The sequence below is a fragment of the Plantibacter sp. H53 genome, from assembly GCF_001650455.1.
GTDB lineage: Bacteria > Actinomycetota > Actinomycetes > Actinomycetales > Microbacteriaceae > Plantibacter > Plantibacter flavus_A.
On the sequence record NZ_LWCT01000001.1, the window covers coordinates 184,002 to 197,085 of the forward strand.

At 69.2% G+C, this 13,084-nt stretch carries 9 protein-coding genes; 4 read left to right on the forward strand and 5 right to left on the reverse strand.

The window, feature by feature from the left end; translation table 11 throughout:
* Positions 1–11: 11 nt before the first annotated feature.
* On the forward strand, positions 12–3,005 hold the full coding sequence (locus tag A4X17_RS00840) for a bifunctional [glutamine synthetase] adenylyltransferase/[glutamine synthetase]-adenylyl-L-tyrosine phosphorylase (protein ID WP_064293767.1): 2,994 nt from the start codon (positions 12–14) through the stop codon (positions 3,003–3,005).
* A gap of 75 nt (positions 3,006–3,080) precedes the next feature.
* Here the strand turns inward: A4X17_RS00840 and glnA are convergent, their stop codons facing one another.
* Complete coding sequence (gene glnA / locus A4X17_RS00845) at positions 3,081–4,505, reverse strand: type I glutamate--ammonia ligase (protein ID WP_056005986.1); 1,425 nt, start codon at positions 4,503–4,505, stop codon at positions 3,081–3,083.
* A gap of 139 nt (positions 4,506–4,644) precedes the next feature.
* Here glnA and A4X17_RS00850 point away from each other — a divergent pair, with 139 nt between their 5' ends.
* Positions 4,645–5,076, forward strand: a complete 432-nt coding sequence (locus tag A4X17_RS00850; protein WP_064293768.1) for an RDD family protein — start codon at positions 4,645–4,647, stop codon at positions 5,074–5,076.
* Between the two features lie 88 nt (positions 5,077–5,164).
* Here A4X17_RS00850 and A4X17_RS00855 read toward each other — a convergent pair whose 3' ends face one another.
* A complete protein-coding gene (locus A4X17_RS00855) occupies positions 5,165–5,869 on the reverse strand; it encodes a DUF4191 domain-containing protein (protein ID WP_064293769.1) in 705 nt (234 codons plus the stop codon).
* A 131-nt stretch (positions 5,870–6,000) separates the two neighbouring features.
* Between A4X17_RS00855 and A4X17_RS00860 the strand changes: the two genes are divergently transcribed.
* Positions 6,001–7,518, forward strand: a complete 1,518-nt coding sequence (locus tag A4X17_RS00860) for a hypothetical protein (RefSeq protein WP_197478987.1) — start codon at positions 6,001–6,003, stop codon at positions 7,516–7,518.
* 30 nt (positions 7,519–7,548) lie between these two features.
* Here the strand turns inward: A4X17_RS00860 and A4X17_RS00865 are convergent, their stop codons facing one another.
* From A4X17_RS00865 to A4X17_RS00875, 3 genes are all read right to left on the reverse strand, one after another.
* Positions 7,549–9,003, reverse strand: coding sequence for a 2-oxo acid dehydrogenase subunit E2 (locus tag A4X17_RS00865; protein ID WP_064293771.1), 1,455 nt, complete (start codon positions 9,001–9,003; stop codon positions 7,549–7,551).
* Positions 9,004–9,064: 61 nt separating this feature from the next.
* Positions 9,065–10,438 (reverse strand): dihydrolipoyl dehydrogenase, encoded by a 1,374-nt coding sequence (gene lpdA, locus A4X17_RS00870; protein WP_064293772.1) that lies wholly within the window; start codon positions 10,436–10,438, stop codon positions 9,065–9,067.
* A gap of 95 nt (positions 10,439–10,533) precedes the next feature.
* Positions 10,534–12,036, reverse strand: a complete 1,503-nt coding sequence (locus A4X17_RS00875; RefSeq protein WP_064293773.1) for a leucyl aminopeptidase — start codon at positions 12,034–12,036, stop codon at positions 10,534–10,536.
* A 120-nt stretch (positions 12,037–12,156) separates the two neighbouring features.
* On the opposite strand from A4X17_RS00875, the gene A4X17_RS00880 reads away from it, so the two are divergent.
* Complete coding sequence (locus A4X17_RS00880) at positions 12,157–13,080, forward strand: proteasome assembly chaperone family protein (RefSeq protein WP_064293774.1); 924 nt, start codon at positions 12,157–12,159, stop codon at positions 13,078–13,080.
* The last annotated feature ends 4 nt before the right edge of the window (positions 13,081–13,084 follow it).

The window sequence follows — 13,084 nt, forward strand, 5'->3', positions numbered from 1 at the left end:
CGGTCGGTCGTATGGTCCGCGAGAACATCTCCCTGAGCACGCTCGCCCGACTCGGGTTCACCGGTCTGGGTGAGGCCCGTGACCGACTGGACGAGCTCGCGGAGCTCGTCCGACTCGACCCGGCGTCGCTGTCTCCGTCCTTCGCCGTCGCGGCCGACCCCGACGCCGCGCTGGTCGGTGTGCTGATGGTCGGTCGGAAGTCACCCGACGAGCTCTCAGCTCTTCTGGCGGATCAGGCCTCGGCCGAGCGGCTGTTCCGGCTGTTCGGCGCCTCGCAGGGGTTCATCGACTTCTTCCTCCGCCACCCCGACCAGCTGTCGGTGTTCGAGTTGCCCGTCACCCGCGTCCCGACGCTGCAGGAGGCGCGCGACGAGCTGCTCGCGAGCGTCGGTGCCGAGGACGGCTTCGCCGCGATGGTCGAGGAGCCGGCCTGGGACGCGATCCGCGTGGTCTACCGACGACTGCTCGCCGAGGTCGCCCTCTTCGACCTCTGCGCCCCGGATCCGATCGTGGTGCTCGACCGGGTGGCCAGTGCCCTCTCCGACCTCGCTGCCGGTGCGTTGGAGGCCTCCATCGCCGTCGCACGCACGCAGACGAGCGGCCCGAGGGGTCCCGGCGTGTACCCGCGCGAGGAGGTCGCGGCCACCCGCTTCGCCATCATCGGCATGGGCAAGGCGGGCGCACGGGAGCTGAACTACGTCTCCGACGTCGACGTCATCTTCGTCGGTGAGGGTTCGGGCGACGGTGAGGACGGGCTCGACAACGGGCGTGCCGTCGAGATCGCCACCCGGCTCGCGGTCCTCACCATGCGCGGTCTCGGACAGGCGGGTCTCGAACCGAGCCTGTGGGAGGTCGATCCGAACCTCCGCCCGGAGGGGAAGGCCGGCGCCCTCGTCCGCACGCTCGAGTCGCATCTCGTGTACTACGACCGCTGGGCGAAGAGCTGGGAGTTCCAGGCGCTCCTCAAGGCTCGGGCCCTCGCCGGCGATCCCGAGCTCGGCGCCCGCTACATCGAGGCGGTGCAGCCGAAGGTGTGGGGGAGTGCGTCCCGCGAGGGGTTCGTCGAGTCGGTCCAGCGCATGCGCGAACGGGTCACCGAACACATCCCCGCGGAAGACGTCCACTACCAACTGAAGCTCGGCCCGGGCGGGCTCCGCGACATCGAGTTCACGGTGCAACTGCTCCAGCTCGTCCACGGACAGCTCGACGACTCCGTGCATCAACGCGGCACCCTCGCCGCTCTCGACGGCCTCGCGACCGCCGGGTACATCGGTCGCGCCGAGGCGCAGGAGTTCGCTCACGACTACCGCCTGCTGCGCGTGCTCGAACACCGCCTGCAGCTGACGCGACTGCAGCGCACGCACATGATGCCGCGCGACGAGCCGTCCCTCCGATCCCTGGCCCGGTCGAGCACGCTCGCGACGACCGCACAGGCCCTCGTCACGCGATGGGAGACCACGAAACACGGTGTCCGGCAGCTGCACGAGCGGTTGTTCTACCGGCCGCTGCTCTCGGCGGTCGCGGCCTTGCCCGAGAGCGGTCTGAGTCTGACGAGCGGTCAGGCGGAGGCGCGACTCGCGGCGATCGGCTTCGTCGACCCCCGCGGCGCGCTCGCCCACATCGGGGCGCTCACCGCCGGCGTGTCGCGGCGCGCCAACATCCAGCGGCATCTGCTCCCCGTCATGCTCGGCTGGTTCGCGGACGGCGCTGATCCCGACTACGGATTGCTCGCGTTCCGGCGGCTCAGCGAGTCCCTCGGCGAGTCGCACTGGTTCCTGCGGATGCTCCGCGACTCCTCAGGCGCGGCCGAGCGGCTCACACGGGTCCTCTCGGGGTCCCGGTTCATCGGAGAGCTCATGGACCGCATCCCCGAGTCGGCCGCTTGGCTCGCCGGAGACGAGGACCTCCTGCCGCGATCGTCGACCGCGCTCGGTGAGGAGATCGCCGCCATCCTCAGACGACACGACTCACCGGACACCGCAGCCGCCGCCATCCGAGCGGTACGGCGACGTGAAGTCCTCCGGCTGGCGATGTCGTCGACCGTCGGCATGCTGGACGTGCAGGGCCTCGCCGCCGGACTGACGGACGTGTCGTCGGCGACGCTCGCAGGGCTCCTCGGCGCCGTCAGACGCATCGGCGGCCTCGGCGCGGACATCGAGTTCGCCATCATCGCCATGGGCCGCTACGGCGGAGCAGAGCTCGGACTCGGTTCGGACCTCGACGTCCTCTACGTGTTCCGTCCGAAGGACGGGGTCGACACCCAGGATGCACAGCGCCAGGCCGGAGCGATCGCCGCAGAGCTCAAGCGTCTGAGCGAGGACGCCCGGCTCCCGCTCGACCTCGACCTCGACCTCCGTCCCGAGGGGAAGAACGGTCCACTCGTGCGCTCCCTCGACTCCTACCGGAACTACTACGCGCGCTGGTCCCTCACCTGGGAGGCGCAGGCGCTGCTCCGCGCCGCCGGGGTGGTGGGCGACACCGAGCTCGTCGAGGCGTTCACCGAGGTGGCGGACACGGTCCGTTACCCAGCCGCGATCAGCGAGCAGTCCGTCCGCGAGGTCAAGCGGATCAAGGCACGCGTCGAGAACGAGCGGCTGCCGCAGGGCGCCGACCCGACGAGACACCTGAAGCTCGGGCGCGGCTCGCTCAGCGACGTCGAGTGGTTCGTGCAGCTCCTCCAGCTCGAGCACGGTGCGGCGGTGCCACCGTTGCGCACCACCTCGACGCTCCGAGCGCTCGACGCGGCGGTGGAGGCGGATCTCGTCGATCGGGAGTCCGCCGAACGACTCCGCGAGGCCTGGATCCTCGCCTCGCGAATCCGCTCGGCCATGACGCTGTGGTTGAACAAGACGCAGGACGTGCTGCCGAGCGACCGCCAACAGCTCGAAGGTGTGGCACGACTCTTGGAGTATCCGACCGGATCGGCGAGCCTCCTGGAACAGGACTACCTCGCGGCCACCCGGCGAGCCCGGACGGTCTTCGAGCACGGCTTCTACGGCATCTGAGCCGATCGCCTCGACCACACGGAACCGCCCGCCATCCGAGAGGATGACGGGCGGTTCGCGATACAGCAGGTGTCGTCAGACGCCGTAGTACAGCTCGAACTCGAACGGGTGCGGGCGCTGGGCCAGCGGCTTGATCTCGTTCTCGCGCTTGTACTGGATCCAGGTCTCGATGAGTTCCGGCGTGAAGACGTTGCCGGCGAGGAGGAACTCGTGGTCCGCCTCGAGTGCCTCGAGCGCCGCGCCGAGCGATGCGGGCACCTGCGGGATGTTCTTGGCCTCCTCGGGGGGAAGCTCGTAGAGGTCCTTGTCGACGGGCTCGTGCGGCTCGATGCGGTTCTTGATGCCGTCGAGGCCCGCCATCAGCTGAGCGGCGAACGCGAGGTACGGGTTGCCGGACGCGTCGGGCGCGCGGAACTCGATGCGCTTGGCCTTCGGGTTCGTGCCCGTGATCGGGATACGGATCGACGCCGAGCGGTTACCGGCCGAGTAGACCAGGTTGACGGGAGCCTCGAAGCCGGGGACCAGGCGGTGGTAGGAGTTCACCGTCGGGTTCGTGAACGCCAGGACGGCCGGGGCGTGCTTCAGCAGGCCGCCGATGTACCAGCGGGCGAGGTCGGAGAGGCCGCCGTAGCCGTTCTCGTCGTAGAAGAGCGGCTTGCCGTCGCTCCACAGCGACTGGTGCGTGTGCATGCCCGAGCCGTTGTCGCCGAAGAGCGGCTTCGGCATGAAGGTCGCGGTCTTGCCCCACAGCTCGGCCGTGTTCTTCACGATGTACTTGAACTTGAGGATGTCGTCCGCCGCGGCGACCATGGTGTCGAAGCGGTAGTTGATCTCAGCCTGGCCGCCGGTGCCCACCTCGTGGTGCGCACGCTCGAGGATGAGGCCGGCGTCGATCAGCTTGAGGCTGATGTCGTCGCGGAGGTCGGCCTGCTTGTCGACGGGGCTGACGGGGAAGTAGCCACCCTTGTACGGGGTCTTGTTGCCGAGGTTGCCGCCCTCTTCGGCGCGGCCGGTGTTCCAGGCTCCCTCTTCGGAGTCCACCGAGTAGAAGCTCGAGTGCTGGTTCACCTCGTAGCGGACGTCGTCGAAGATGTAGAACTCGGCCTCGGGGGCGAAGAACGCGGTGTCGGCGATGCCGGTCGAGGCGAGGTACTTCTCAGCCTTCTTGGCGACCTGACGGGGGTCCTTGGAGTAGATCTCGCCGTTGCGGGGGTTGTAGATGTCGAACACCATGATGAGCGTGCGCTCGGCACGGAAGGCGTCGATGTAAGCGGTGGAGACATCCGGGATGAGCTGCATGTCCGACTCGTGGATGTTGGCGAAGCCACGGATGGACGAACCATCGAAGAGCTGGCCGACGGTGAAGAACTCCTCGTCGACGGTGCTGGCCGGGATGTTGAAGTGCTGCTGCACGCCGGGAAGGTCCGTGAAGCGGATGTCGAGGAACTTGACATCGGTGTCCTTGATGAACTTGAGCACTTCGGAAGAATCACTGAACATGTGAATGGCTCCAAATGGGGTTGGTACAGGGAGGCTGCACAGCGCAGCCATCTGTGAGACTACGGGGAGGGGGTTACCCCACCATGACACCCATGTTTCGTGGATGTTACGAGAATCCCCGCCCGAATAGAATGGCACAGTGCCCCACACCCCGCAGAATCCACGGACCTTCGGAGAGCTTCCTCCCAGCGCCTTCCCCGGTGAACGCCTGGGACTCCCGGAGAGCGGCGTCCGATCGGTCGCGCGGGTCGGTCGGCGGATCACCGCGCTCGTCATCGACTGGGCCGTGGCGGTCGTCCTCTCGGTCGCGTTCTTCGCCTACGACGCCACCGCGACACTCGTGATTTTCGCCATCATGCAGTTCGTGTTCATCCCGACCATCGGCGGCAGTCTCGGCCATCGCCTCTGCGGGATGCGTCTGATGCCGTTGACCGGCGGGTGGGTCGGGCTCTGGCGGCCGGCCGTGCGAACCGTGCTCCTCTGCGTGGTCGTTCCGGCGCTCGTCTGGGATTCGGACCAGCGTGGCTTCCACGACAAAGTGGCCGGCACGGTGCTCCTGCGGGTGCGCTGAACGCAGCCGGAACCGCGAACGGCCGCCCTCCGTCAGGAGGGCGGCCGTCGTTCCGACACCGCGAAGTGTTCCGAGCGGTGCCGGTGGGTCAGCGCGCGCGCTGCGGGCGGACCCGCATCGGGTCGACACCCTTCGGGATGGGGAGCTGCGTACCGAAGGAGGACAGACGGTTGCTGACCGCGAGCACCTCGGGGTTGGTCAAGGACTTCTTCACCTTCCGGAGGGCGCCGGAGAGCTGACGGAGCTGCACCGAGTCGGCGTCGGGCCCGACGTGGAACACCGTGATCGGCACGTTCGGGAGGATGCGGCTGACCTTGCGCTTCTCGTCCTCGAGCAGGCGTGAGGTCCGCGATCGAGGTCCTTCGGCGATCAGCGCGACGCCACCACGGCCCACGGCCCGGTAGATCGCGTCCTGGGTCTTCGGGTTCACGGCGACGGGCATCTCGCTGGTCTGCCACGAGCGCGGAGCAGCGCGGAGCACCTGGCCCACCGCGCCCGGCCGACCCTCGATCTGCGTGTAGACGACCTTGTCCGCGCGCCGGGTGAGGATGAACAGGGCCGCGAGGATACCGGCGAGCACACCCGCGATGATCCACATGACGAGCGCGAAGATGTTGCCCGCCGAGAACAGCAGTGCGACCGCGACACCGATGAGCACCGGCAGGATGAAGCCGCCGAGCATCAACCACTGCGCCGCCTTGTCGTGGCGACGGGTGAGCTGGAACACCTGCCAGAGCTGCTTGATCCGCCCTGGTTCCTTCTGCGCCGCCGGGGGCGCGTCCTTCTGAGCCATGCTCCCAGGATAGCCGGTGACGGAGGGTCCTGATGCTGCGTTCTGCTCCACAGGCCGGTGACGCGGGGACCTTGTCCACAGCCGCGTGCGCCGACGCCGTCGGACGGGACTCCGCGTCGGAGGATCGAGCTATGGAAACACTGCCAGACCCGTCCGCGACCACGACCCGAGTGGCCGGCCGCCGTCTCGTCCGGTGCCTGGGTGAGGGCCGGGAGTGGACGGCCTACTCGACGGTGCTCGCCCACCCCGGCTCCGCGCAGGGAGGGCGTACCGACCAGGCCTTCCCGGCGGGCGACGCCGTGCTGCTCCGAGCGAGGGCCGACGCCGCCGAACGCGACCTCTGGCGTCGCGCGGCCATCCTGTCCCGACTCGACCACCCGCACATCGTGAGACTCGTCGACGTCGCCGAGGATCCCACCGGCCTCCCGTGCCTGCTGGTCGAGCGGCTCGCTGGCGGCACGTTGGGAGAACTGCTGCGCCGCCGGGAGTCGATCGCTCCCGGTGAGGCCGTCACGATCCTGGCACCGCTGGTCGACGCCATCCGCGCGGCGCACCTCTCCGGGATCAGTCACGGGTCGATCAGCGCTTCGGCCGTGCGCTTCGCCGACGATGGCCGACCGGTCCTCTCCGGGTGGTCGAGCGCAGCTCCCGTGGACCAACAGAGCATCGATGGTGGGCTCGGACGCACCGCACCGGCGTTCGCCGCCGATTGGACGGCGTTCGCAGGGCTCATGGACGGTGTCCTGCAGGCGACCGACCCCGATGAAGCCCCCACGACCGTGGCCTGGGCCGACGTCGTGCCTGAACTCGCCGACCACGAGATCGCCAATCGACTGCAACAGCGGATCCACGCCCTGGCACGACCGCTCCCGGTCCTGCTCGACCGGGTCGATTCGTCGTCCGCATCGCCTGCCGATGTCATCCGTGCTTCCGCCGATCGCGCGCAGCGGACCGCTCCGCTCCCGCCGACCCGACGAGCCGCGGTCGAATCGAGGCGTCTGTCGCGGCATCCTGTGTCGCGGCTGCGCCGTCGTCTGGCTTGGCGACCCGGGCGAGGTACCCGGGCCGCGGCCACTGCCGGCTCGACGCCGTCCGTCGACACCGGCCCGAGACGTCGTCGACTCATAATCGGAGCGGCAGGCGCGGCAGCGGCACTGGTGTCGGCGGCGATGGTGTTCCTGCCGTCCGAAGACCCGAGCACCGCGATCGCACCGACGCCGGCCGGTCCGGGCGGCCCGGCGTCCGCGGCGGTCACGACGGTCGCGCCACCGGTGGAGACACCGACGTCAGCGGGGGACGAAGCCGGCGACGTCGACCTGGTCACCGGTGACGATCCGGCGGCCGCGGCCCGCGAGCTCGTCCGTCGACGTGATCAGTGCCGCACGACGGGGGAGGAGGGGTGCGTCTGGGACTCCGTCGAACGCGGGTCCCCGTTCGACGACGACGAGCACCTCGGTGTCGGGATCGGCTCGATCGATGCGGCAAGTCTGGACCTCGTCGACCGTCAGGGCGACGCGGCGGTCCTTCGCGGTACAGCCGAACCGTCCGAGACGGACGAGGCCAACGCAGGACGACGACAGCCCGTCACGCTCCTCGTGGTGAGGGGCGAGACGGGCTGGCGTCTGCGAGAGGTGTTCACCGCCGGGTGAGGCGGTGGACACGGTGCGGTCGGTTCGGGATCAGATCCCGAGCGAGCCGCGGAAGTCGCCTGCTTCGAGGCGGTTCTTCACCTGGACGAGGAAGCGTGCAGCGTCCGCGCCGTCGATGATGCGGTGGTCGTAGCTCAGCGCGAGGTAGACCGTCGAACGGATCGCGATCGCGTCTGCACCGTCGACCGTCACGACGACCGGCTTCTTCGTGACGATGCCCGTACCGAGGATCGCCGACTGCGGCAGGAACACGATCGGGGTGTCGAACAGTGCGCCGCGCGAACCGGTGTTGGTCAGCGTGAACGTGCCGCCCGACAGCTCATCGGGCTGCAGCTTGTTGTCGCGGGTGCGCTGCGCGAGATCGGCGATCTCGGCGCCGAGCTCGGCGATCGACTTGGAGCCCGAGTTGCGGATGACCGGCGTCAGCAGGCCACGCTCGGTGTCCACGGCGATCGCGAGGTTCTCCGTCTCGGGGTACACGATCTGGTCGCCGTCGACGGTGGCGTTGATGATCGGGTACGTCTGGAGCGCCTCGCTGGCAGCAAGGGCGAAGAACGGCAGGAACGACAGCTTGTTGCCGGTCTTGGCGAGGAACTCGTCCTTGACGGCCGTGCGGAGTGCCGCGACCTTCGTGACGTCGACCTCGACGACGCTCGTCAGCTGGGCGGTGCCCTGCATCGAAGCGACGGCGCGCTCGGCGACGACCTTGCGCAGACGCGACATGGCCTTGCTCGTGCCACGCAGCTCGGAGACCTGGACGGTCGGAGCAGCGGGCGACTCCGTGGCGCCACCGGCGCTCTGAGCCTGCAGGACGTCTTCCTTGCGGATACGTCCGCCGACACCGGTGCCGGTGACCGTGCTGAGGTCGACCCCGTGCTGGTTGGCGAGACGACGTACCAGCGGCGTGACGTAACCGGAGTTGACGACGCCGCCCGCGGCGGGCGTCGAAGCGGCGGCAGGTGCCGGAGCAGCGGGAGCAGCAGGTGCCGGAGCAGCAGCAGGCGCGGCGGCAGGAGCCGGTGCAGCAGCGGGAGCCGGAGCAGCAGCAGGAGCAGCGGCAGGAGCCGGTGCAGCAGCGGGAGCCGGAGCAGCAGCAGGAGCAGCGGCGGGAGCCGGAGCAGCAGCGGGAGCCGGCGCGGCAGCAGGTGCCGGCTCGGGCTCGGCCGCGGGGGCGGGCTCGGCCGGAGCGGGCTCGGCAGCAGCCGGTTCCGCGGCGGGCGCGGGCTCCTCGGCCGCAGCCGCACCCGAACCATCGCCGATGGTCACGAGAGCGGTGCCGACCTCGACGGTCTCGTCCTCCTGGACGAGGATCGCTTCGATGACACCCGCGACGGGCGAAGGGATCTCGGTGTCGACCTTGTCGGTCGACACTTCGAGCAGTGGCTCGTCGACCTCCACGGTGTCGCCGACATTCTTCAGCCAGCGGGTGACCGTACCCTCGGTGACACTCTCGCCGAGTGCCGGGAGGCTGACGGATTCGCTCATGACCTTGTCTCCTTTGAAACCTGTTGTGTGTTCACTAGCTTATTGGGGTGTTCGGAATGCGTCACAGCGCGTGCAGGGGCTTGCCTGCGAGCGCGAGGAATGCTTCGCCGAGCGCCTCGTTCTGCGTGGGGTGCGCGTGGATCAGCGGCGCGATGTCCTCGGGGTAGGCCTCCCAGTTGACGGCGAGCTGGCCTTCGGCGATGAGCTCACCGACGCGGGCGCCGATCATGTGCACACCGATGACGGGGCCGTCGTTGACCCGGATGACCTTGACATTGCCACTCGTGCCGATGATCTCGCTCTTGCCGTTGCCGGCGAGGTTGAAGTCGTAGCTCGTGATGTTGTCGGCGCCGTACTGCTCGGCCGCCTTGGCCTCGCTGAGACCGACGGACGCGATCTCGGGGTCGCTGTACGTGACCTTCGGGATGTTGACGTCCTCGATGATGACGGGCTTGAGACCGGCGATCTCCTCGGCCACGAAGATGCCCTGCTGGAAGCCGCGGTGCGCGAGCTGCAGGCCGGGGACGATGTCGCCGACGGCGTAGAGCCCGGGGATGTTCGTCTCGAGACGGTCGTTGGTGATGACGAAGCCGCGGTCGATGGTGACACCGACCTCCTCGAAGCCGAGTCCGGCGGTCGACGGGCCACGGCCGACGGCGACGAGCAGCAGCTCGGCGTCGATCGTCTTGCCGTCCTCGAGCGTGATGTGCACGCCAGAGTCGTCCTGGGTGACGCCCTGGAACCGCACGCCGAGCGAGTACTCGATGCCGCGCTTGCGGAACGCGCGCTCGAGCGCCTTGCTGATCGACTCGTCCTCGTTGGGGACGAGGTGGGGGAGCGCCTCGATGATCGTGACCTCGGTCCCGAACGACTTCCAGACGCTCGCGAACTCGACGCCGATCACGCCGCCGCCGAGGACGGCGACCTTCTTCGGCACGAAGTCGAGCTGCAGCGCCTGCTCGCTCGTGATGACGCGGCCACCGATCTCGAGACCGGGGAGCGAGCGGCTGTACGAGCCCGTCGCGAGGATCACGTTCTTGCCGGTGATGAGGTCGTCGCCGACCTGCACGCTCGTCGGGGAGACCAGACGGCCCTCACCCTCGATGGTGGTGATGCCGCGGGCCTTCACGAGGCCCTGGAGTCCCTTGTACTTCTTCGCGACGATGCCCTCGCGGTACTTCGTGACGCCCTCGATGTCGATGCCTTCGAAGGTGGACTTGACGCCGTACTTCTCCGACTCGCGCGATGCGTCCGCGACCTCGGCGGAGTGCAGCAGCGCCTTCGTCGGGATGCAACCGCGGTGGAGGCAGGTGCCGCCGACCTTGTCCTTCTCGATCATGCCGACGGTGAGGCCGAGCTGCGAAGCGCGCAACGCCGCAGCGTATCCGCCGCTTCCGCCTCCCAGGACTACCAGGTCAAAATTCTGCTCGGACACTCCGTTGCTCCTTGTGTGTGCTTCGTGGTCGATCGGAAACCGTCGTGGTGTGTTCGGCGGCGTCGAGGCGGGTCGAACCGCCCCCACCGACCTTACTACGGGTGGCTAATCTCCTCGGCCATTGCGAGGAGGGTGCGGACCGCGACGCCGGTCGGCCCCTTGGCGGTGAAGCCGTAGGGGGCGTCGCCGTTCATCGCGCTCCCGGCGATGTCCAGGTGGGCCCACGGGATTCGAGTGGTGCCGCCCTCCTCGTCGGTGCGGTCCGCGATGAACTCCTGGAGGAACGTGCCTGCGACGAGCATGCCGCCCGCGGTGGTGCCGGGCTTCGCGTTGGCGAGGTCGGCGACGTCGGAGTCGAGGACCTTGCGCAGCTCCGCGGGGAACGGCATCGGCCAGAACAGTTCGTCCGCACCGGAACCGGTCGCGATGAGGTCGGTGACGAAGGAAGCATCACCCATGACGCCCGTGTAGCGGTTGCCGAGCGCGACCACCGCCGCTCCCGTGAGGGTCGCCACGTCGATGATGGCGTCCGGGCCCTCCTCGCCTGCGGCGACGAGTCCGTCGGCGAGGACCAGCCGGCCCTCGGCGTCGGTGTTGGTGACCTCGACCGTGCGTCCACCCCGGATGGTGAGGACGTCGTTCGGCCGGATCGCCGTGCCCGACGGGAGGTTCTCGGCGAGACAGAGCCACGCGGTCAGCCGGGTGGGCACTCCGAGACGCGCGGCCGCGGCCAGGACGGCGAGCACGGTCGCCGCGCCGGTCATGTCGTACTTCATGCCGACCATCGAGACCGGCGGCTTCAGCGAGAGGCCGCCGCTGTCGAAGGTGATGCCCTTTCCGACGAGGGCCAGGTGGCTCCGGGCCGCCTCAGGGTGGTAGCTCAGCTTGACGAGTCGCGGAGGCCGGGAGGAACCCTGCCCGACACCGAGGATGCCGCCGAAGCCGTCCTCGGCCAAGCGGGTCTCGTCCCATTCCTCGACCTCGACGTCGAGGCCGTCGACCGCTGCGCGGGCCGCGTCGGCGAAGGTCACCGGGTAGAGCTCGTTCGGCGGCGTGTTGACCAGGTCCTTGACGAGCGCGATGGCCTCGGCGACCGCGGTGGCGTGCTCCGCGAGCCCGGCATCCGGTGCGTCCACGGTCGACGGGACGACGACGGTGACCCACCCGAGCGGTGTCGGTGCCGGCGCGGATCCGACACCGCGCGACGCGGTGTAGCGGTAGGCGCCGATGGCCGCCCCCTCGAGGACGGCTTCGGCGGCGGCGGCCGTCTCCTCCGTCAACGCGAACGCGATCGAGGCCTGGCCGTCGATCGTCCTGGTCACCGCACCTGCCGCTCGTCGGAAGGCCGCGTCGTCCGCATCCGGCCCGAGACCGACCAGCACGAGACCGGAGGCCGCACCGAACCGGTCCGGGAGGCGTCGCACCTGGTCTTCGGATCCCGTGACTCCGGAGGCGCGCAGCTCGTCTGCGAGCGGCGCGTAGACGTCGGGCGCCAGGAGCTCCGGTCCGTCGTCGCCCTTCCTCACCGCGAGGACGAGCAGCTCGGCCTCGATTCCCTCGACGGCAGCGGACAACACGGAGAGCACAGGGATCGTCATGCCTCCATCGTAGGCACGAGCGGTTCAGGACCGAGGCGGGGCCGCCGGTGTTCGCTCTCGGCGGTACGGCCGAGGCTCCGAGGGGAAGGGCGCTGCGACACCCCCGTTTAGAGTTGAACCATGCCTACGCCTGACGACCTCTACGAGGTGCACCCGGAGATCGACATCCCCGCCGGCCTCCACCTCGTCGCGGGGCTCACCGGGTTCTCCGACGCCGGCGGCGCGGTCGGGCAGTTGAACGCCTACCTCGACGACGTCCTCGACACGACGGTCATCGCCGAGTTCGACGCCGACGTCCTGCTCGACTACCGCGCCCGCCGGCCGATCATCTCGTTCGACCAGGACCACCTGACGGAGTACCGGCCGCCTCGGCTGACCCTGTCGCTGGCCCACGACGAGCTCGGGTCGCCGTTCCTGCTGCTCACCGGTTTCGAGCCCGACTTCCTCTGGGACCGCTTCGTCGCGGCCGTGCTCGAGCTCGTCGACCGCTTCCGGGTCAGCGACACGACGTGGGTGCACGCCATCCCGATGCCGGTCCCGCACACCAGGCCGATCGGCGTCACCGTCAGCGGCAACCGGTTCGACCTCATCGAGTCGCTCTCGGTCTGGCGCCCCCGCACCCAGGTGCCGTCCAACGTGCTCCACCTCCTCGAGTACCGCCTCTACGAGCGCGGCGACAGCATCGCGGCCTTCGTGCTCCTCATTCCGCATTACCTCGCCGACACGGAGTTCCCGGCCGCGGCGATCACGGCGATCGAGAGCCTCAGCGCGGCGACCGGGCTCATCTTCCCCACGGACCGCCTCCGCGAGGACAGCCGCGACTTCCTCGCCAAGATCGACGAGCAGGTCGGGACCAACCACGAGCTCGGCCAGCTGGTCACGACGCTGGAGGAGCGGTACGACGCCTACATGGCCGACAACTCGCCGAAATCGCCGCTCACCGACATCGACGGGGCGCTCCCGACGGCCGACGAGATCGCCGCGGAGCTCGAGAAGTTCCTCGCGAGCCGGCGCCACGGCGACGAGGACCGCTCGACCACCTAAACTG

Bases quoted from the DNA above. Each gene is read 5' to 3' on its own strand.
- A4X17_RS00855 (WP_064293769.1), bottom strand. From the start codon at position 5,869: ATGGCTCAGAAGGACGCGCCCCCGGCGGCGCAGAAGGAACCAGGGCGG.
- A4X17_RS00840 (WP_064293767.1), top strand. From the start codon at position 12: ATGGTCCGCGAGAACATCTCCCTGAGCACGCTCGCCCGACTCGGGTTC.
- glnA (WP_056005986.1), bottom strand. From the start codon at position 4,505: ATGTTCAGTGATTCTTCCGAAGTGCTCAAGTTCATCAAGGACACCGAT.
- A4X17_RS00865 (WP_064293771.1), bottom strand. From the start codon at position 9,003: ATGAGCGAATCCGTCAGCCTCCCGGCACTCGGCGAGAGTGTCACCGAG.
- A4X17_RS00860 (WP_197478987.1), top strand. From the start codon at position 6,001: ATGGAAACACTGCCAGACCCGTCCGCGACCACGACCCGAGTGGCCGGC.
- A4X17_RS00875 (WP_064293773.1), bottom strand. From the start codon at position 12,036: ATGACGATCCCTGTGCTCTCCGTGTTGTCCGCTGCCGTCGAGGGAATC.
- A4X17_RS00880 (WP_064293774.1), top strand. From the start codon at position 12,157: ATGCCTACGCCTGACGACCTCTACGAGGTGCACCCGGAGATCGACATC.